The organism is Marivirga harenae, assembly GCF_030534335.1.
Lineage (GTDB): Bacteria > Bacteroidota > Bacteroidia > Cytophagales > Cyclobacteriaceae > Marivirga > Marivirga harenae.
The window spans coordinates 882,939-901,902 of record NZ_CP130565.1; the positions used below are offsets into that span (position 1 = coordinate 882,939).

The 18,964-nt window shown below is 36.8% G+C and carries 19 protein-coding genes and 1 pseudogene; 14 read left to right on the plus strand and 6 right to left on the minus strand.

Annotated features, from left to right (window positions below):
- Window position 1 precedes the first annotated feature (1 nt).
- From Q3Y49_RS03715 to Q3Y49_RS18810, 4 genes and pseudogenes are all read left to right on the plus strand, one after another.
- Window positions 2-694: a zinc metallopeptidase gene (locus tag Q3Y49_RS03715; protein WP_303270901.1), complete on the plus strand. Its 693-nt coding sequence runs from the start codon at window positions 2-4 to the stop codon at window positions 692-694.
- Window positions 695-773: 79 nt separating this feature from the next.
- Window positions 774-1,913, plus strand: coding sequence for an acyl-CoA dehydrogenase (locus Q3Y49_RS03720; RefSeq protein WP_085516232.1), 1,140 nt, complete (start codon window positions 774-776; stop codon window positions 1,911-1,913).
- A 211-nt stretch (window positions 1,914-2,124) separates the two neighbouring features.
- Window positions 2,125-2,379 (plus strand): cupin domain-containing protein, encoded by a 255-nt coding sequence (locus Q3Y49_RS18805; protein WP_437439977.1) that lies wholly within the window; start codon window positions 2,125-2,127, stop codon window positions 2,377-2,379.
- 76 nt (window positions 2,380-2,455) lie between these two features.
- Window positions 2,456-3,049: pseudogene (locus Q3Y49_RS18810) on the plus strand (helix-turn-helix domain-containing protein); the annotation flags it as partial.
- Between the two features lie 34 nt (window positions 3,050-3,083).
- Here Q3Y49_RS18810 and Q3Y49_RS03730 read toward each other — a convergent pair.
- Genes Q3Y49_RS03730 through Q3Y49_RS03740 form a run of 3 tightly spaced genes read right to left on the minus strand, consistent with a single transcriptional unit; the run spans window position 3,084 to window position 4,612 of the window.
- Window positions 3,084-3,854, minus strand: coding sequence for a phosphoglycerol geranylgeranyltransferase (locus tag Q3Y49_RS03730; protein WP_303270902.1), 771 nt, complete (start codon window positions 3,852-3,854; stop codon window positions 3,084-3,086).
- Window positions 3,832-4,227: a hypothetical protein gene (locus Q3Y49_RS03735; RefSeq protein WP_303270903.1), complete on the minus strand. Its 396-nt coding sequence runs from the start codon at window positions 4,225-4,227 to the stop codon at window positions 3,832-3,834. Before Q3Y49_RS03735 ends, Q3Y49_RS03730 begins: the two co-directional genes overlap by 23 nt.
- A gap of 25 nt (window positions 4,228-4,252) precedes the next feature.
- A complete protein-coding gene (locus Q3Y49_RS03740) occupies window positions 4,253-4,612 on the minus strand; it encodes a phage holin family protein (protein WP_303270904.1) in 360 nt (119 codons plus the stop codon).
- Window positions 4,613-4,694: 82 nt separating this feature from the next.
- On the opposite strand from Q3Y49_RS03740, the gene Q3Y49_RS03745 reads away from it, so the two are divergent.
- From Q3Y49_RS03745 to Q3Y49_RS03760, 4 genes are all read left to right on the plus strand, one after another.
- Window positions 4,695-5,540 (plus strand): N-acetylglucosamine kinase, encoded by an 846-nt coding sequence (locus Q3Y49_RS03745; RefSeq protein ID WP_303270905.1) that lies wholly within the window; start codon window positions 4,695-4,697, stop codon window positions 5,538-5,540.
- Window positions 5,540-6,343: an N-acetylmuramic acid 6-phosphate etherase gene (gene murQ, locus Q3Y49_RS03750; RefSeq protein WP_303270906.1), complete on the plus strand. Its 804-nt coding sequence runs from the start codon at window positions 5,540-5,542 to the stop codon at window positions 6,341-6,343. The genes Q3Y49_RS03745 and murQ overlap by 1 nt, the downstream gene beginning before the upstream one ends.
- Window positions 6,344-6,583: 240 nt before the next feature.
- Window positions 6,584-7,015: a VOC family protein gene (locus Q3Y49_RS03755; protein WP_303270907.1), complete on the plus strand. Its 432-nt coding sequence runs from the start codon at window positions 6,584-6,586 to the stop codon at window positions 7,013-7,015.
- A gap of 22 nt (window positions 7,016-7,037) precedes the next feature.
- Complete coding sequence (locus Q3Y49_RS03760; protein ID WP_303270908.1) at window positions 7,038-7,742, plus strand: membrane or secreted protein; 705 nt, start codon at window positions 7,038-7,040, stop codon at window positions 7,740-7,742.
- Window positions 7,743-7,818: 76 nt separating this feature from the next.
- Here Q3Y49_RS03760 and Q3Y49_RS03765 read toward each other — a convergent pair whose 3' ends face one another.
- The 3 genes from Q3Y49_RS03765 to Q3Y49_RS03775 all read right to left on the minus strand — a co-directional run bounded on the left by Q3Y49_RS03765 (window position 7,819) and on the right by Q3Y49_RS03775 (window position 12,335).
- A complete protein-coding gene (locus Q3Y49_RS03765) occupies window positions 7,819-9,867 on the minus strand; it encodes an acetate--CoA ligase family protein (protein WP_303270909.1) in 2,049 nt (682 codons plus the stop codon).
- Between the two features lie 115 nt (window positions 9,868-9,982).
- The gene (locus Q3Y49_RS03770; protein ID WP_303270910.1) at window positions 9,983-10,432 is read right to left on the minus strand and encodes an OsmC family protein; all 450 of its coding nucleotides are present in this window, start codon (window positions 10,430-10,432) and stop codon (window positions 9,983-9,985) included.
- Between the two features lie 94 nt (window positions 10,433-10,526).
- Entirely contained in the window at window positions 10,527-12,335 is a 1,809-nt protein-coding gene (locus Q3Y49_RS03775; RefSeq protein WP_303270911.1) for a hypothetical protein, read from the minus strand.
- Window positions 12,336-12,794: 459 nt separating this feature from the next.
- Between Q3Y49_RS03775 and Q3Y49_RS03780 the strand changes: the two genes are divergently transcribed.
- The 6 genes from Q3Y49_RS03780 (at window position 12,795) to Q3Y49_RS03805 (ending at window position 18,950) form a co-directional block, all read left to right on the plus strand.
- Window positions 12,795-13,247, plus strand: coding sequence for a c-type cytochrome (locus Q3Y49_RS03780; protein ID WP_303270912.1), 453 nt, complete (start codon window positions 12,795-12,797; stop codon window positions 13,245-13,247).
- 31 nt (window positions 13,248-13,278) lie between these two features.
- Window positions 13,279-14,676 carry a cbb3-type cytochrome c oxidase subunit I gene (locus Q3Y49_RS03785; RefSeq protein ID WP_303270913.1) on the plus strand — a complete coding sequence of 466 codons (1,398 nt, stop codon included), beginning with the start codon at window positions 13,279-13,281 and terminating at the stop codon, window positions 14,674-14,676.
- A 106-nt stretch (window positions 14,677-14,782) separates the two neighbouring features.
- The gene (locus tag Q3Y49_RS03790; protein WP_303270914.1) at window positions 14,783-15,559 is read left to right on the plus strand and encodes a CbbQ/NirQ/NorQ/GpvN family protein; all 777 of its coding nucleotides are present in this window, start codon (window positions 14,783-14,785) and stop codon (window positions 15,557-15,559) included.
- A gap of 78 nt (window positions 15,560-15,637) precedes the next feature.
- Window positions 15,638-17,401, plus strand: coding sequence for a nitric oxide reductase activation protein NorD (locus Q3Y49_RS03795; RefSeq protein WP_303270915.1), 1,764 nt, complete (start codon window positions 15,638-15,640; stop codon window positions 17,399-17,401).
- Between the two features lie 2 nt (window positions 17,402-17,403).
- Window positions 17,404-18,363, plus strand: a complete 960-nt coding sequence (locus Q3Y49_RS03800; protein ID WP_303270916.1) for a DUF438 domain-containing protein — start codon at window positions 17,404-17,406, stop codon at window positions 18,361-18,363.
- The gene (locus tag Q3Y49_RS03805; RefSeq protein ID WP_303270917.1) at window positions 18,354-18,950 is read left to right on the plus strand and encodes a cytochrome c oxidase subunit 3; all 597 of its coding nucleotides are present in this window, start codon (window positions 18,354-18,356) and stop codon (window positions 18,948-18,950) included. The genes Q3Y49_RS03800 and Q3Y49_RS03805 overlap by 10 nt, the downstream gene beginning before the upstream one ends.
- The last annotated feature ends 14 nt before the right edge of the window (window positions 18,951-18,964 follow it).

The following is an 18,964-nucleotide window of genomic DNA, read 5'->3' on the forward strand; positions in this document are numbered from 1 at the left end:
AATGATCATTATAATAATAATCGGATTTGCCATCATCAGTTATGCTGTGCAATCTCGCTTGAAGAGCAAATTTAAAAAATACTCTAAGATAGCTTTAAGTTCAGGTATTTCCGGCAGAGAAGCTGCAGAAAAGATGTTGAAAGATAACGGAATATATGACGTGAAAGTAATGTCGGTAGAAGGGCAGTTAACAGACCATTATAACCCTGCCAAAAAAACAGTCAACTTAAGTGCTGATGTCTATAATAATAGATCTGCCGCGGCAGTTGCAGTTGCTGCGCATGAGGTCGGTCATGCAGTTCAGCACGCCAAAGCTTATTCCTTCTTAGAATTGCGTTCTGCACTCGTTCCTTTGCAAAACGTCAGTGCTAAAATCATCAATTTCGTATTTATTGCTATGCTTTTTGGTGGGTTTATTATGGATGGTTTTTTAAGCTCTGACATGGCACTAATGGTCATAATCGGATGCTATACAGTTTTTACCCTTTTTGCTTTTATCACTTTACCGGTAGAGTATGATGCAAGTAAAAGAGGTTTAGCTTGGATGACAACTTCAGGCGTGACCACCCCACAGGAGCATGATATGGCCAAAGATTCATTGAAATGGGCAGCAAGAACTTATTTGGTAGCAGCAATTGCTTCATTAGTTACATTGCTTTACTATGTGATGATGTTTCTAGGTAGCCGAGATTAAATGGATTTTTCCTATATTTGCAAAACTTTTGCATGAACATTCTGTTTTTGCACAGAAACGACTAAAAAATAATTTATAGATGGATTTTCAACTCACGGAAGAGCAGTTAGCCGTTCAAGCAGCTGCAAGAGATTTTGCACAAAACGACTTATTACCTGGAGTAATCGAAAGGGATACTCACGAAAAATTCCCTGCAGAGCAGATTAAAAAAATGGGAGAATTAGGATTCATGGGAATGATGGTGGATCCTAAATACAATGGCGGCGGAATGGATACTGTATCCTATGTGCTAGCCATGGAAGAAATTTCTAAAATTGATAGCTCTGCTTCAGTGGCCATGTCGGTCAACAATTCGTTGGTATGTTGGGGCATAGAAAAATTCGGTACCGAGGAACAAAAAGAAAAGTATCTAAAAAGATTAGCTACTGGCGAAATTATTGGAGCTTTTTGTCTTTCAGAACCAGAAGCAGGTTCTGATGCAACTTCCCAAAGAACTACTGCAGAAGATAAAGGTGATCATTATCTGGTAAATGGAACTAAAAACTGGATTACCAACGGAAACAGCGCTTCAGTTTACTTGGTAATTGCTCAAACTGATAAAGAGAAAGGTCATAAAGGAATCAATGCTCTAATCGTTGAAAGAGAAACTGAAGGTTTTGTAGTTGGGAAGAAAGAAGAGAAATTAGGTATTAGAGGTTCTGATACACACTCTTTGATGTTCCAAGACATGAAAGTGCCAAAAGAAAATAGGATTGGTGAAGATGGTTTTGGATTTAACTTTGCGATGGCTACTTTGAATGGAGGAAGAATTGGGATTGCTGCTCAAGCCTTGGGGATTGCTTCAGGAGCGTATGAATTGGCTCTGAAATACTCTAAAGAAAGAAAAGCTTTTGGTAAAGAAATCAGCCAACACCAAGCAATTGCTTTCAAACTAGCTGATATGGCTACTCAAATAGAGACTGCACGTTTGCTTTGCTTAAAAGCAGCATGGTTGAAAGATCAAAAGCAAGATTTTTCTCAGGCAAGTGCTATGGCTAAGTTATATGCTTCACAGGTGGCTATGGATACCACAGTAGAAGCTGTTCAGGTGCATGGTGGCTATGGTTTCGTGAAAGAATATCATGTAGAGCGATTAATGAGAGATGCTAAAATCACTCAAATCTATGAAGGTACATCTGAAATTCAGAAAATCGTGATCTCAAGAAATATATTGAAATAAAGGAAAGTTTATATTAAGGTAAGTCTTCTATTTGAGGCTCAATCTTAAAATAATTCAATAATTTACTCGTTAATACGCACAACCTTACATCAGAAACTAGGTTGTGCGTTTTTTATTTGTTTTGATATAAAGCTATTATTCATTAGATTTATACAATTAATCAATTAGATACTTTTACTTTTTATAGTTAATCCATTCATAAAACAAGAAAATGGAAGATTACAACAAAATCATTGAGTCTTTAGGCGTTAAATTCGTTAAAGCAAAGAATATTAAAATTCAAAAGCCTGTAACCGTTAACAACCTCTATGAAGTAGAGAATAAAGTTGTTTGGGTCAACAAAGGAGAAGTGCTGTTAGGAGAAGAGAAATTATTGGCAAAGGAAGGTGATTTTGCTTTTATTCCCGGTGGAAAAGTACATCAAATCACTTATGGCAGGGGGAAGCCAAATCGAATCGATTACTAACGATAAGTTCATTACAGGCAAATCAGAATATTTTACTCCAATAACTTATGATGAATTGAAAGTTGAAGGTGGCGATAGTTTTAGCTACATTTCATTTGAAGCTAAAGTTTTTGATTCTGTAAACTTTTTTGCCTCTCTTGATATACCTCCATTCATCTTTAGCAACGATACAATTAAGTCTTTGCATGACAGTGTTTTTAAGGAATTAAACACCGAAGAGCCTGGAGCTGACCGAATGGTAAAGGTCTTGACAGAACACTTATTGGTCGAATTATTTAGACATATTGTTCGTAATAAATTATTTGTTGAGCAGCTTGCAACAAACAGTACATACTTCAAGGACCCTCGTTTAATTGATATATTTAATTATATAAACGAGCATTTGGGTGGTGATTTATCCAATAAAAAATTAGCCGAGGTGGCTAACGTATCTGAAGATTACGTAGGACAATATTTCAAAATGTTGACCGGAATTAATCCACAAGACTATATTGAGTACCAACGAATGGAAGAAGCAGTTACCTTATTACGAACTTCTAAAAAGAGTATAAGGGACATCGGACATGAAGTGGGCTATAAAGATACTGCGTACTTCTGCCGAAGATTCAAAATGATGTTCGGAATTCCAGCAGGAAAAATGAGAAGAAGAGAATCTCTAATGAATGTTTAACTAGAGAGCCTCATAGGCAAAACATAGCGCCTTTTTAGATTCTATGTAATTGCCTATTTAGCAAAAGTTTGGCTTCAGTCATTTCTATTAATAATTGTGGGTTTTGCTCTATGGCATTACCCACAACTACAACATCAGCGCCAGACTTCCAGGCGTTTTTTGCTTTAGATACGGAATTAATACCACCACCAATAATTAATGGGACTTCAATTGATCGTTTTACGGAAGCGATCATCTTTTCGCTAATCATCTTATCGGCTCCGCTTCCAGCGTCCATATAAATCAGTTGAAGCCCTAGCAATTCCCCTGCTATGGCAGTGCTTACTGCAATATCATGCTTGTCATAAGGAATTGGATTAGTATTGCTCATGTACGATACAGAAGTTCTATTGCCACCATCAATTAGCATATAGCCTGTTGGCCAAACTTCCATATTACTTCTTTTCAGAATTGGCGCTGATAAAACATGCTGCCCAATTAATAGATCTGGATTTCGACCTGATATCAAAGACAAATACAGAATCGCATCCGATTGTAAATCAATGTATTGATTATTGCCTGGGAATAGAATTACAGGTATATCGGTAGCAGATTTAATATCAGAAATACAACTGCTTAAAGAATCAGATACGATTAAGCTTCCTCCTACGAAGAAAAAATCCACTTCATTTTCTATCGCCATGTTGACCAATCGTTGTAAAGAGGCTCGATCACTTACTTTATCTGGGTCAATTAATAAAGCAAAGCACTTTTGTCCGTTTACTTCATGATTAATCAGTCTATTAAGCTTCTCTTTCTTGATCATTAGCTTTTTTATTTTCCAACTGACTTAAGAATTCTAAAATTTTGTCTCTTGCTATGGCAACTAATATCCCTCCTACTTCTGCTTTTAGTGCATCTAATATTCCACTTTGGCTTTCCTCTCTTCTGATAATAATACGTGGAGAATCTTCATAGTCCGCTTCATCTTCGTGGACTTCTTTATAAACTTTTGAGTCTCGACTTCTCTTACTACCTGTTATCAATTTTACTGCCTGATAAGCCAAAAATACTCCCCCAGCAATCATTAAAGCATTCTTACCGAATTTTTGGGCCTTTCCTGAATACTCACTTAATTGCTCTGATAAGTCTTGTTCGTATTTTTTACTTTTCTCTAAAAGCTTTTCTTGATTACTCATGAATCTTGAATTTAATAAATTAAAACTAATCTTCTTTGACGGGTCTATTGACTTCTTTTCTAAATCTTTCTTGTACTGCTTTGCTATCCTTAAGAAAATAGAATACTAAGGTTAACAAGAAGTAAAATAATGCTACGATACCGAAGCCGGCCACATAACTATCCAAAATCTCTGCTAAATAAAATGCCAAGGTCAAACTTGCAAATAGGACTAACAAAGTCATGGTAGAAACCACAAGTAAAATTGGTAAAATTTTGGCTAATTTTTCCGCCACCGTTTCTTCAATCTCCTCTCTTATCATTGCTATTCGTACTTCTAGCAATTTTTGTAATGATTCTATAATTTTATCTAGTCCCAAAAGCCCTAACAGTTTACTTTTTTTCACAACTTTACCTATTAATTGATTCCTAAGTTATATAAATTTCAGTTCAAGTTAAATTTACACGGTAAAATAATTATAAAGATTAATGAAGCTGATAGCAGATAGTGGTTCGAGCAAGACAGATTGGCGTCTATTATATGAAGATAATTCCATCGAACAGTTGAAAACACGCGGTATTAATCCTTATTTAATCAGTGGAAAAGAGCTTCTGAAATGTTTAAAGGAGGATTTTGACGGAATTGATTTTCCAACCATAAAAGACATCTATTTCTACGGAGCCGGTTGCGGGAACGCTGAAAATAAAGAAAAAATAAATTCAGTTTTCTCAGACTTTTTCAACTGTGACTCAATATATGTGGAAGATGATATGTTGGCTGCGGCCAGGGCAAGTTGTGGAAAAGATCCCGGTATCTCCTGTATATTAGGCACTGGAGCAAACGCATGCCAGTTTGACGGAATTGATATTCAAGATAGAATGGTATCATTTGGCTATGTTTTAGGAGATGAGGGTAGCGGCAATTACATTGGAAAAACAACGCTTAAAGCGTATTTAGAGGATGAAATGCCACATGAACTGGCGAAGAAATTCAAAATCACATATCCTGATATCAATTTGGAGTTTACTTTAGAACAAATTTATCATAAGCCCTACCCAAACAGGTTTTTAGCTCAATTTTTTCAGTTTGCATTGGCCCATCAAAGGGAGCGTTTCTTTTTTGAGTTGATATCCAATGCTTTTCAATTATTTTTGGAGAAATCAGTTTTGAAATTTAAGAACTATGAAAAATTGCCCATTCATTTCATTGGCGGAGTAGCTTTTAATGCCAATTCCATCATGAGAATGGTGCTATCAAGGAATAATTTACAAGCAGGGAATTTCATGGAAAATCCAATCGCTGGCTTAACACTTTATCATAAAAATCAGCATTAATGAGTATTACAGAATCAGAATCCAATTTTAATAGTCTAGAAAAGCTTTCTATTAAAGAACTGCTACAAGGCATAAACCAAGAAGATCAAACGGTAGCTTTATCAGTGCAAAAAGCGCTACCTGAGATTCAAAAAGCATTGGAAGTAATTGTCCAAAAAATGAAAGCTGGGGGTAGATTATTTTATATTGGGGCTGGGACTAGTGGTAGATTAGGGATTTTAGATGCCTCTGAATGCCCGCCTACCTTTGGTGTCAATCATGATAAAGTGATCGGTATTATTGCTGGTGGGGATAATGCTATTCGTAAGGCCGTAGAATTTGCTGAAGACGACACAGACCAGGCTTGGAGAGATCTGCAAGAATTTAATATCTCTGAAAAGGATTTCCTGATCGGTATAGCGGCTTCTGGAAGGACTCCCTACGTAATTGGCGGATTGAAAAAAGCCCTTTTAAATGGCATTACAACTGCCTGCATTACTTGTAATCCCAACTCGGAAATTGTCGAAGGATCTGATTTCCCAATTGAAGTTCCTGTTGGCCCAGAGTTTATTACAGGAAGCACCAGAATGAAGGCTGGCACTGCCCAGAAAATGGTGCTAAATATGATCTCTACTACCGCCATGATCCAATTAGGACATGTGAAAGGCAATAAAATGGTGGATATGCAACTAAGCAATGACAAATTAGTAGAAAGAGGAACGAAGATGATCATGCAAGAGCTTGATATTGAATTTGATACTGCAAAAAAGCTATTATTAAAATATGGTTCAGTTAGAAAAGCAGTAGCAAGCGCTAAGGCTTGAATTATTTTATTTTTTTAATTTGGACATAGGCCTTTGATTTTCCTAAATTGTAAAGACATCCGATAGGCAACCGTCTTGAATGAATTTTACTATACGTTTAAAAATGCTAAATTTGATAGATCTACTTTATTTTTGCATTTATGCGCTACATAAAAATAATGCGATAAATGTGATTTTACCATGGAAATCTACCTGAAAAGGTATAATTGTATTAAGGTGAAAATTAAAAAATAAATCAAAATGAAATCATTTATTCTAGGCGCATTTTTTCTTGTCACTTTCCATTTATCCCAAGCCCAGGTCAAATTAAACCACATAGCAGTTTATGTGGAAGATTTGGCTGACAGTAAATCCTTCTATTCGGACATTATTGGACTCGAAGAAATTGAAGAGCCATTTAAAGATGGCTTGCACATCTGGTACAAATTAGGCAGTTCACAATTGCACTTAATTGAAGGAGAATGGGAAGAACCCACCATCAATAAAAACAACCATTTGTGTTTTAGCATAGAAGACATGGAGGGTTTTATAGAAAATTTAAAAGCTGAAAAAGTGCCTTTTGAAAATTGGCCTGGTGAAAGTGGGAAAATTACTAATAGAGTAGATGGAGTTCAACAAATCTACTTTCAAGACCCTAATGGTTATTGGATAGAAGTGAACAATGATTTTTAAAAAAAAGTAAATATTTGTAGCTATGAAAACTTTAATACTAGGAATTTCAGTCTTTTTAATGACTGCATTCAACTCGCAAGATTCGGTGAATTTAAGTGGTGGTTGGCACATCACTACAGAAGATGGTTTAACAGGCCAATGGATCATGGCTGAAAAGCATTTTGCCGTTACCTTTTATAAAGGAAATGAATTCAAATACACTTATGGAGGAAGTTGGAATCTCACCGATAATAATCAAATCCAACTTCATTACGAATTTCATACTGATAACAAAGACAAAGTAGGTCAAACAGAAAAATTGGAGTATGCTTTAAAAGGGAAAAAGCTAGAAATTGGAGGTCTAACTTGGAAAAGAACAGATAACAATAAACCAGGAGATTTAGCAGATGCTTGGGTCATTACCGGAAGAGAACGTAACGGAGAAATGAATACTATGACACCTGGGGCGAGAAAAACTATGAAGATCTTGTCTGGTACATATTTTCAATGGATAGCTTATAATAGTGAAACTGGAGATTTTCGGGGGACTGGAGGCGGAAACTACACAACGAATGATGGTCAATACACTGAAATCATAAAATTCTTTTCCAGAGACAGCAATAGAGTAGGTGCTGAGCTAGTTTTTAATTATGAATTGAAAGATGGAGAATGGCACCACCGCGGAAAAAGTAGCAAAGGTGATCCTATCTACGAAATTTGGAGTGATAGAGTGGATTTAGGGATTTAAGATTTAACGCTATAAAAGACAACAGCCCTAGTAAGAAATAATTCAGTCCATAGCAGGGCTGCTGTTCAATTATATTTTACGAAAGTCTGATTCGAGCATCTACGACTACGAGCTCTCTTTCATTTCCAATCAACGGATTCATATCTATTTCTTCGATTTCAGGAGCCAAATGGACCAATGAAGCTAGTCGGACAATAACATCTGCAAAGGCTGCTTCATTTATTCCTGGTTTACCTCTATACCCTTGAATAATAGGATAAGTCTTTAAAGACTGAATCATTTTTTCTGCCTCTCTTTTGCTCAATGGAGCCAGGCCGTTGGCTACATCTTTTATAATTTCTACATATATTCCACCCATTCCACAAAGAATCAAGTGCCCAAAATTTCCTTTCTTAACAGCGCCTGCAAAAAACTCTTCCCCTTTTTTCATTTCCTGAATGAGCACGCCTTTAGCACCTGATATTTTCATCATTCGATTAAATTCCTTTTTCAGAAATTCCTGAGAATTGATATTCAAGCTAACTCCTCCAACATCTGTTTTATGAATTGGTCCTAAAACTTTCATGACCAAAGGAAACTCCATGGATTTATTGACTGCTGCTAAACTTTTTTCATCGTAAAATTCCCGTTCTTTCACCATCTCAATCCCAGCTGCCGTTAATAGTTCACGAACAATATTAGTATCCAAATATCCGGATTTTGACTCCACTATAATATCTCGGATTTTACTGTAATCCATTTCAGCCAAGTCATATTTTCCATAAGCCGGAACATCAAGATTTGCAGCGCTCGCTAAAGCCTTACCTAAAACCACCTCATCTGGAAAGTTTACATGACCCTTATCTATAAATTCTTGAATTTCCTTACCTGCATTAACCAAGGAAGGCAAAACAGGGAAAATAGCCTTTTTACAGCTCTGTAATTTTTGATGTAAAACTTCATATACATCTCGAACATTAAAAAGACCTGGGCTGCCAAAGACCACTACCATTGCATCAATTTCTTCCAACTCATCGCAGAAATCAATAATTTCAGCTAACTGATCTGCTGTTCCAGTCGCTAAAAAATCAATGGGGTTTGATACAGAAGACCCAGGATGAAGCTTTTCCAACAAAACTTTGCCTTTATCCTCATCTATGGGTGGCACATTGACTCCATTAACACTTAACACATCGGTAAGCATTACGGCAGAGCCTCCTGCATGAGTTATAATAGCAATATTTTTTCCTATAGCCTTATTTTCTTGCCATACTGCAGCAACATTTATTAATTCCTCCCTACTGTTACAATATACAATGGCCGCTTTTTTAAACAATGCACGAATTAAGGTGTCAGAAGTCGCAATGGCACCCGTATGAGAAGAGGCTGCCCTACTTCCAGCTTCAGAATAGCCAGATTTGATAGCTGCGAGATGACAGCCTTTGCGAACCAAAGAAGAGGCATGTTTTAAGAATTTGAATGGATTCTTAATGTTTTCTAAATAGAGTAATTTTACTTTAGGACTTCTCTCAGGGTCATAAGTAGTATCCATATGTTCTAATATTTCCTCTACACCAGTTTGTCCAGCATTTCCTATGGAATAGATATTGGAAAAGTTTAAGCCCACTGCATGGGCTGCTTCCATTATGAAAACGGCTGTAGCTCCTGAGCTTGAAATTAGTTCACACCCATCTGCGTTGTAATCAGGAACTGGTGTCGTGAATACTCCTTTATAATTTCCGTTTATTATTCCAATGCAGTTTGGCCCGATTATCTGCGCATTAAATTTTTCAGCAATTGCTATCAGCTGGTTTTCCAGTTTGATCCCTGTTTCTCCAGCTTCTGCAAATCCTGCAGAATATATAATAAACCCTTTGGTTCCAGCTTGTGCCAAAGTGTTCACCGTTTCAACACATAAAGCAGCCGGAATACTAAGAATGGCTAAATCTACTTTTGGCAGTAGGTCTACTTTGGCTATATGTTCTACTCCTTCAATTGAAATCACTTTAGGATTTACCCCATATATTTTTCCCTTAAATCCTCCTGAAATCAAATTAAAAATCACTTTGCCTCCTGGCTTCGATTGATTTTCAGACGCACCTATGATCGCTATATTTTCTGGGTTTAGGAGTGAATTTTGGAGCATTTTGATATTAATTAAGTTTGATGATTTTTTCTAATCTATTTCAAAATAGATTTATTTCTGCACAAAAAAAAGGAGGTCTATTTCCTCTGACCTCCTTTAGCTACAGAACTATCTATTAAACTGGCTCGGAAACTTGAATTGCAGAAAAATCCAACTTTACAGTTGTTGTAATTGAATTACTAATTAGACAAGCCGCTTCTGCTTTTTCCATAAGTCGAATTGCTTTATCCATTTTGCCACCTTCTGGCAATTCGATAAATGGTTTTAATGTAATAGCTGACATCTTGAATTTTCCGTCCACTTTCTCTAGAACACCTTCAGATTTACAGTCAAATTTTGAAAATTCTAACTTCGAGTATTCGGCTATGGCTAAAAAGGTAGTCATAAAACAAGACAAGACTGCACTTGTAAAAAGGTGCTCTGGCGACCATATGCCTTCTACCCCTCCAGGAAATTCAGGAGGTGTTGCAACTGTTATTTTTTTATGAAGCTCTGGGGAGCTCATTAAACCAATTCTACCTTCTTGCCATCCAAGATCGAGATTATACGTGTGTTTTGTGTTCATATTTTTATTAATTTAAATTAAGGGACAAATATATCCTTTTTTAGTAAAGATGTATTGTCATATTTGTTACAAAAGCGATTGCATTTGAAAATATTTATGTCGAGATAAGTTCTTTATCTTCTGTCAGAGTTGTTTTAATTATGTTTTCAAAATGATGTAGCTGTTCAATGGAGCTGGTGAATCCATGAGAAAGCAAATTCTCATTTTGCCGAAAGAGCGATTTGTAATATTCAATACCTTCACACAGACTAGTTTGAAAGCCCCTTAAATACTTCGCCAATTTACTACATGGCTCTGCTTTGTATTTTTCAATCTCCTTCAAGAAAAAATTAACGTAGAGTTCCAGTTCTTTTATAAATACATTGGGTCGCTCGATCTGATTTAATACGTCCCTTATCCCATAAATATGCTTTATCATATCCGAGAGTTTTATTTTACCACTAAAATAAGCAAGATTTGGACCTGGACAGATTGTGACTCCAGCTCCTTCTACTTTGGTATCCATACTATTCTCATAGAAAAATGCAGTTGATAGTCCTCCACATAAGCATTCTTTTTCAATCAGTTTCGAATATTCAGCTTCATATTTTTCTTTACTCAAATTTTCACTTGCTAACTGCTTTAATTTAAGCTTGTGATATTTAGTCGAAGCAGTGCATATTGGCTTGTCGGTAAATTCAGTATTTAACATCAGAAATTTTTTGGTGCAAGGACTGCCACTCTTCCCTTTTTGCAATTTCTTATCCATCTCAATTTGCCTAGAGGATTTTCTTAAATTATTGAAGGGGACACCTAAAGGAGAAGCATTGCTTAAATAGAAATCCTTTTCACCAGCTTCAGATAACTGCTTGCGAGTGGGTTCATCAATAGAAACTGCTTCAGGAACCAGTAAGAACGGACTTCCCCATCCTACTGAAGACAGATTATAATGTTTCAATAAAAATTCGTGTTCAGCGCCAGTGCCAACGCCACCTTGAGCAGTGATGCGCACAGTAGGTTTCTTTTCTAGAATGATATTCTTTTCAGCTACAGCCTTTTCATAAATGGCTAATAAACTGCTGACTAAGCTTTCCTGATTGCGCTTAAATTCTTCAAGGATAGGTCCCATAAGTTTGCCCTGGGTAGCAAATGCATGACCTCCACAATTTAAACCCGATTCTATCCTGAATTCGGAAACCCAGATCCCTTTATTGGCAAGTAATTTGCCTTGAATTAGTGCAGAGCGGTAATCGCTTACTTTAATGATTACTTCTTTCTTAAAGTTAGCTTTTGGATCAGGAAGGAAATCATCGAATGCGGTCAAATAACTAAATAATTTAGGATTCATTCCTGCTGACAAAACCAAGGATGAAGATAGATTACTATTAGCAAATGCCCTCAAAGAAGAATGGGCATCGTTATACTCAACAGGCAGTTCTCTATTTTCATAATAATTGGTTTTATCCAACTTTGTCATAATATTCACATCAATTCTCCCTGGGCTCAATGTTTTATGTAAAGAATCTAAAAGCTCAGTTTGATTAAGTTTCTGAGCAAATTCTATTATTCTTTTTTTTGCTCGAGAATAGTTCGGTAGTAAATCAAGAAAATTATCCAGGTAATTTTCGTCCGTGGCAAGTTTCACCTTATGCTCTTCAAACTTTTGCACCACAATTTTGTGCATCAGATTAAGATAAGAAGTAATCCTTCTGGCTCTGGCATCAATTTCGGAGCTTAGTATGGGAATAAATTCAAAATCAAATTTTTGAGAATAGAATTTCCTTACCCTTTCTATTAATATATCATCTCCTAGAGAAACCACTGAATTAATGCCTAAATGGGCTAGACGGATAGGAGTGTCAATAGTATAGGCTAAGCCCATTACAGGAATATGGAAAGTGTGCTGATGAGTTGAAAATGTCATAGAATAACTTTGATATTATAAGGACATATACATTGTATACGAATCCATTGAACTTATTTGAAAATATCAAAGGTATAGGCTTGTTTTCAGACTAATCCTGCTTTAAGTCAGTCAAAAAAATGAGAAGGGTCAAAGTTTTTGAAAATCAATTAATAATCAAATTCATACAGCACCTTATGCTTATCTTTTATCAAAATATAATTAAGTGCGTCTTCTAGCAGCATTCAAAAACTATGATATAAATCAAGGATGAAGCTGTTTTTTGGCATATAAACGAAGCTCTATTTACGTAAAATGTCTATTTAAACGATTTAAAAGAGTTTTCATAAAGAATTCAGTCTGACCTTTCCCTCATTTTTTTTAATCCCCTATTGAAAAATATGAAATCTGGATATACCTTTGAATAATAAAGGATCTTTTTATCCTTTATTAATGAGTATCCACTAAAAGCAAATAGTCATGTTATCAAAATCGCAAGCACAGGCTTTTTTTCTGGGAGGAACACTGGTCACCTTCCTGATTTTTATCGGCTTAACCATCTATTCCATGATGCCATCCAACGATCAGACTAATCACGAAAATATTACTGCAGAAGTAATAAAAGGAAAACATTTATGGGAAACCAACAACTGCATGGGCTGTCACTCCATAATGGGAGAAGGCGGCTATTATGCCCCAGAACTCACCAAAGTGGTGGATAGAAAAGGCGAACCAATCATCAAGGCTATTTTAATGTCTCCTGTTCCATGGGCTCCAAATGGTAGAAAAATGGTGGCTTATGAAATGAGCGAGGAAGAGGCAGAAGCCATGATCGAGTATTTTAAATGGATTGGGGAATTGGATCTGAATGGATTTGATAGAATGGTGTCCCCTTTGGCGAAAGATAGAATGGAAAAGATGAATGAGGAGTAAAAGCAAAATCTAAAACTTTAACTATAAAAAGATGAAATATAAATCTCAAAAAGTAGCCTACTGGTTCTTTGCATTATGTATGCTACTGTTTTCACTGCAAATAGTGTATGGCTTTATTATGGGCTTTGCACGGATTGGATTTGACGTTTTCCACGATTTTATACCTTTTAATGCAGCAAGAGCTGTTCATACTAATCTGCTGGTTGTTTGGTTGCTGAGTGGTTTTATGGGGGCAGCTTATTATATCATTCCTGAAGAAGCTCAACGAGAACTGGTGAGTGTAAAACTTGCCTACGTTCAATTAATATCGCTTGCTTTGGTAGGAGTTGCAGCTATAACGGGCTATCATTTTAATATTTGGGAAGGTAGGAAATTTCTGGAAATCCCTAGAGAGCTAGATTTTCTGGTCGTTATTAATGTACTGCTTTTCTTGGGCATCATCATTACCACCTTATACAAAGGAAAAAGAAAGACCACTACAGCGATGGTATTAGTGATGGGACTGTTTTTTGCTGCTTTACTATACATCCCTGGCATGATCTGGTTTGACAGTCAGGTTACTGATTCGTTCTTCCGATGGTGGGTAGTTCACTTATGGGTAGAAGGAGTTTGGGAATTGATCATGGGTGGTATTTTAGCATTTCTGTTGATAAAATTAACGGGAGTAGATAGAGAAGTAATTGAGAAATGGCTTTACGTGATCGTTGGTTTAACTTTCCTCTCAGGTATCTTAGGAACAGGACACCACTACTACTATATAGGAGTGAATAAAATTTGGCTGATTGTAGGTGGGATCTTCTCCGCTTTGGAACCATTGGCATTTCTTGCTATGGCACTTTTTGCAGTTTATATGTATAGAAAAGGCGAAAAAAATCACCCTAATAAAATCGCTTTATTTTGGACCATTGGAGCCTCAATCGTTTCATTTATCGGAGCTGGATTGTTAGGATTTGCTCATACTTTACCACAAACCAATATTTATACACACGGAACTCTGGTTACCGCCATGCATGGGCATTATGCCTTCTGGGGCGCTTATGCCATGATTGTATTGGCAATTATAAGTTACAGCATGCCGAATATGACAGGTCGCAAGAGGCATAATAATACCGCTGGCCATTTGGCTTTCTGGCTTTCTAATATCGGAATGCTAGGAATGGTAACCGCAATGGGCGTAGCTGGTGTTGTACAGGTTTATCTAGAAAGAAAATTGAAAATGGATTTTATGACAGTGCAAGATGAAGTAGAGGTACACTTTGCAGTAATGTTGATTTGCGCCTCACTCTTTACAACTGGCATAGGAATTTACATTTATGAATTCATTAAATACGGCCGACCTACAGATGAGGCCCTAGAAAAATCAGGAAATGATGATATTGAAGGAAAACCAAAAGATGAAAATTCTGATAAAGAATTAGTTAGGATGTGATGTAAAAGGCCGGGAGAAATGTTGGTTGTATTATGGTTTTATAGTTAAGCTTCCGGCCACATCACTTCTACATCATAAAATCGATAATAAACATAACACGAGACCGATGGAAAATTTACCATTTTACCAGGAAATAAATAATGAGGCGGAAATATTTGAACACGCCTGGCGTAATAAACTACCACTACTACTGAAAGGCCCTACAGGTTGCGGTAAGTCCCGATTTGTAGAATTTATGGCAGGGAAACTAAATAGAAAATTAGTTACAATCAGTTGTCATGAAGAAACCTCCTCCACCGATTTAATTGGTAGATTTATAATCAAGGGGGCAGAAACTGTTTGGGTTGACGGGCCCATGACAACGGCTGTAAAAGAAGGCGCTATCCTGTACCTTGATGAACTCGCTGAAGCCCGGCCGGATGTAATTGTGGCGATTCACTCACTGACGGATCACAGACGAGAGCTCTTTATAGATAAATTAGGAGAAACCATCAAAGCAAATCCGAATTTTATGTTAGTAGCTTCCTTCAATCCGGGTTATCAAAAAGGATTTAAAGAATTGAAGCCATCTACCAGGCAAAGGTTTATCGCCTTGTCATTCCAATATCCAGAAGCTAAAACAGAGACAAATATTTTGGAAAAAGAAAGTGGCATTGACCATAGCAATGCTAAAAAAATAGTGGCCATAGGTAATAAAATAAGAAATCTGACGGAATTGGGTCTTGCAGAAACTGTTTCCACACGACTTTTGGTTGATGCTTCTGTTTTAATCCATAGCGGATTAGCTAAGCGGCAAAGTATGCATGTTGCAGTAGTGGAACCACTTACTGATGACGAGCATACCACCACTTCTTTGAAAGATTTATGTGATTTGATGATTTAGATCCCGTCTCACTTTCTACTAAAGAGAAAGAGGTTAACATCGAATTTATCAAATCGAACACCACAAAATAAATAGATCATGGGATTAGATCTGGACGAATGGATTTTTGGCAAAGTAGCCAAATATCTTAAAAAAAAGAAGGACAAAACAAATGATAGTTTACCACAAAAAGTGGCCCTGGAAGAGATTAAACCCAGACTTATCCTGCTTGCACGTGCCATCAGTGGTAAAGCAATAGAAATATATCCGGCAGAAGAAGAAGGTGGTTATAAAGGTAATAATTACTTCCTGCCCATTGAATTTTCGGAAATGCCTACTTGGGAGACCAACCTTTCTTTCTATTTCTTTAGGCTTCTTTACCTAAGTGTACAGCAGGAAAAAGACATTAACTGGAGCTATCCAGAAGATGATGTGGATTTATCGCGAAAGATGGCTTTGCAAAGTGCAGAAGAAATTCTGCCCATCCTTTACGAACAGTTTCCTGTGGCAGCGGAACTGCACAAGAAATTCTATGATTATTTCATGCAGCAAGCTGAAAATAGTGAGGATGCTGATTTCAGTATGCTGTACGGTAAATGGATGCAAAAGCAAAAAGCAGAACAGCAAAACGACCCTTTAAAAAACTTTGATGAAAAAGTACAAAAACCAGCTGACAAAGCCGATACTATTGTAAAAGCCCGAGCTGTTGAGGAGATTAAAAGCATTAGCATCGATAAAAAACAGCAAGAAGATTATGTGTTGCTTCATAACTTTGAAAAGGTAGAAACTGCTGAAGAACATGATGGTGTATGGCGTGATTTTGATGGTTCAGATGAACTGGAAAAGCATCAGGATGCGCTAGAGGAACTGCGCATGCGGCAGACCGTGCGAGTTGATGAACCGGTTCACTCCGTTTACCAGGCTGATTTCGTAGAGCAAGCCACTATTTCTGAGAGTGCTGAAAAAGATAGCAAGGCATTTTATGTTTCATACGATGAATGGGACTATAAAAGCAAAAGCTATAAAAAGGATTTTTGTAAACTTTTTCCTGATTTCCAAAAGGAACTTGATTTCAATTATTATCAAAATACCATCCGTAAAAATAAAAGCGTATTGAACTCGCTTCGGAAAATGGTCGCTTCTATTAACAATAAAGCGCAACAACAAAGAAGGCTTTCAAATGGCAGCAATTTCGACTTAGATGCCGTAGTGGATTTCTATACGGATATGCATGCCAAAAGGACGCCCAATGAAAATATCTATACTGAGAACAGGAAGAAACAGAAAGATCTCTCTTTGATGATTTTACTGGATTTGAGTCTTTCCAGTGATAGCTTCGTGAATAACCGTAGGGTTTTGGATGTGGAAAAAGAAGTATCGATTCTCTTTGGAGAAATACTGAACGAATTTGGAATTGACTTTTGTATTGATGGATTTTATTCTAAAACGAGAAATCATTCTAGTTACCTTACGATAAAAGATTTTGATGAAAACTGGACCTATGCTAAGAACAAGGTAGGTGCGATTGCTCCAAGTGGTTATACTCGAATTGGAACTGCCCTGCGACATGCTGGCACTCGCTTACAAAACAGGGAAAGTCAAAATAAATGGGTGATTTTGCTGAGTGATGGCAAGCCTAATGATTATGACCGATATGAAGGTAAGTATGGAGTAAAGGATGTGAAGCAGGCCCTAAAAGAATTCGACCTGATGAATATTAACTCCTATGCAGTCGCCATTGAGTCTCAGGCAAAGTATTACCTGCCCCAAATGTTCGGGCAAAACCATTATCAAATACTATCAAAGCCAGAGGATCTCATCCACTCACTAGTAAAACTTTACACAAAAATTAAAAATCAGTAATCATGCAAATTACAGAAGATATAGAAAATTTGGCTGACTGGCATCCTCTTACTCATTATATGAAAGAGATTGATTTGCTACAGAAAATTATTTGGGAAATGCGGACGGTGAAAGCTGCTGAAGACCATCAGTTATTTTACAATCTGTATAATCAACTTAGCAGCATTGAAAAAAGATTCGAGCGAAAGGAAAACCAGCTTTTTCCCTATTTGGAAAAACGAGGATGGGATGGCCCGTCACGGAATATGTGGTCTTTTCATGACAATTTACGTGACCAATTTTGCCTTTTGAGAAAGTACTATGAAGCGAGAGAATTTGCAAAGCTAGATGAGAATATTCACTACCTATTAAATGGAATCAACAATCTAATGGCGGTGGAACAAACAGTTCTTTTCCCCAACGCATTAAACACATTAGAAGAGCAAGACTGGAAAGAAATGCAAACAGGTGAAGAAGAAATTGGCTGGATGCCCAATTGTGGACCGGAAAAATCAGTGAAGTATATACACCCTTCGCAAGACAACACTGCAAGAGATTTATCTTTTGCTCCTAAAGAAAGTCATCATTTTGACGAAGGATATATGACGGTGGAGCAAGTAAACCTTCTCTTTCGTACGATTCCTATCGATCTCACATACGTGGATGAGAATGATAAAGTGATTTTTTACAACCTTGGCGAGGATAGGGTATTTGCAAGAAGTGCTGGCATAATAGGACGGGAGGTTAAATTTTGCCATCCTCCCAAAAGTGTAGGTACAGTCCTTAAAATACTAGAAGAATTCAGGAAAGGCAGCAAGAACGAAGCTTCATTTTGGATTAATTTCAAAGGACGAACTGTCTACATCAGATATTTTGCAGTTCGTGATCAGCATAAAAACTATAAAGGAGTGGTTGAGATGTCTCAAGACATTACAGAAATAAAAGATATTAAGGGAGAAAAAAGATTATTGGAATGGAACTAACAGCTAAAATTCAGAAAAATCAAATGGATTACAAAAACATATCCTCTCCTCCTGGTGGCTTATTGCTTTGGATATTGATTCTATTGGAAGTATTTACGTTCGGTTTGGCTCTGGCGGGCTTGGTTTACTATCGCATGGAAGAGCCAGTACTTTTTGCTCAATCTACAGCTGTTCTTAACACCTATTTCGGAGGACTAAATACGGTCATATTATTAAGCAGTGGCTTCTTTATGGCGTCCGCAGTGCACTATTTTAAGAAGCAAAATACGGGATTGGCAATAAATTTCATGATAGCTACCATTATAAGCGGTTGCGTTTTTATAATTGTTAAATGGTATGAGTACAGTGAAAAGTTGGACATGGGTTTAGGTCTGGAAGAAAACATGTTCTTTACATTTTACTGGCTACTAACTGGTTTTCATTTAATTCATGTCATTGTTGGCTTGTTTATATTACTGATTATCCTATTAAATATCAACGGCAAGAATTCAGTAAAAGTAGAAAATGTTGAGGCTGGTGCAGCCTTTTGGCACATGTGTGATTTAATATGGCTCTTACTCTTCCCCGCCCTTTATTTGATTTTTTAAACCATTGAAAACTT

Bases quoted from the DNA above. Each gene is read 5' to 3' on its own strand.
- Q3Y49_RS03715 (WP_303270901.1), top strand. From the start codon at position 2: ATGATCATTATAATAATAATCGGATTTGCCATCATCAGTTATGCTGTG.
- Q3Y49_RS03720 (WP_085516232.1), top strand. From the start codon at position 774: ATGGATTTTCAACTCACGGAAGAGCAGTTAGCCGTTCAAGCAGCTGCA.
- Q3Y49_RS18805 (WP_437439977.1), top strand. From the start codon at position 2,125: ATGGAAGATTACAACAAAATCATTGAGTCTTTAGGCGTTAAATTCGTT.
- Q3Y49_RS03730 (WP_303270902.1), bottom strand. From the start codon at position 3,854: ATGATCAAGAAAGAGAAGCTTAATAGACTGATTAATCATGAAGTAAAC.
- Q3Y49_RS03735 (WP_303270903.1), bottom strand. From the start codon at position 4,227: ATGAGTAATCAAGAAAAGCTTTTAGAGAAAAGTAAAAAATACGAACAA.
- Q3Y49_RS03745 (WP_303270905.1), top strand. From the start codon at position 4,695: ATGAAGCTGATAGCAGATAGTGGTTCGAGCAAGACAGATTGGCGTCTA.
- murQ (WP_303270906.1), top strand. From the start codon at position 5,540: ATGAGTATTACAGAATCAGAATCCAATTTTAATAGTCTAGAAAAGCTT.
- Q3Y49_RS03755 (WP_303270907.1), top strand. From the start codon at position 6,584: ATGAAATCATTTATTCTAGGCGCATTTTTTCTTGTCACTTTCCATTTA.
- Q3Y49_RS03760 (WP_303270908.1), top strand. From the start codon at position 7,038: ATGAAAACTTTAATACTAGGAATTTCAGTCTTTTTAATGACTGCATTC.
- Q3Y49_RS03765 (WP_303270909.1), bottom strand. From the start codon at position 9,867: ATGCTCCAAAATTCACTCCTAAACCCAGAAAATATAGCGATCATAGGT.
- Q3Y49_RS03770 (WP_303270910.1), bottom strand. From the start codon at position 10,432: ATGAACACAAAACACACGTATAATCTCGATCTTGGATGGCAAGAAGGT.
- Q3Y49_RS03775 (WP_303270911.1), bottom strand. From the start codon at position 12,335: ATGACATTTTCAACTCATCAGCACACTTTCCATATTCCTGTAATGGGC.
- Q3Y49_RS03780 (WP_303270912.1), top strand. From the start codon at position 12,795: ATGTTATCAAAATCGCAAGCACAGGCTTTTTTTCTGGGAGGAACACTG.
- Q3Y49_RS03785 (WP_303270913.1), top strand. From the start codon at position 13,279: ATGAAATATAAATCTCAAAAAGTAGCCTACTGGTTCTTTGCATTATGT.
- Q3Y49_RS03790 (WP_303270914.1), top strand. From the start codon at position 14,783: ATGGAAAATTTACCATTTTACCAGGAAATAAATAATGAGGCGGAAATA.
- Q3Y49_RS03795 (WP_303270915.1), top strand. From the start codon at position 15,638: ATGGGATTAGATCTGGACGAATGGATTTTTGGCAAAGTAGCCAAATAT.
- Q3Y49_RS03800 (WP_303270916.1), top strand. From the start codon at position 17,404: ATGCAAATTACAGAAGATATAGAAAATTTGGCTGACTGGCATCCTCTT.
- Q3Y49_RS03805 (WP_303270917.1), top strand. From the start codon at position 18,354: ATGGAACTAACAGCTAAAATTCAGAAAAATCAAATGGATTACAAAAAC.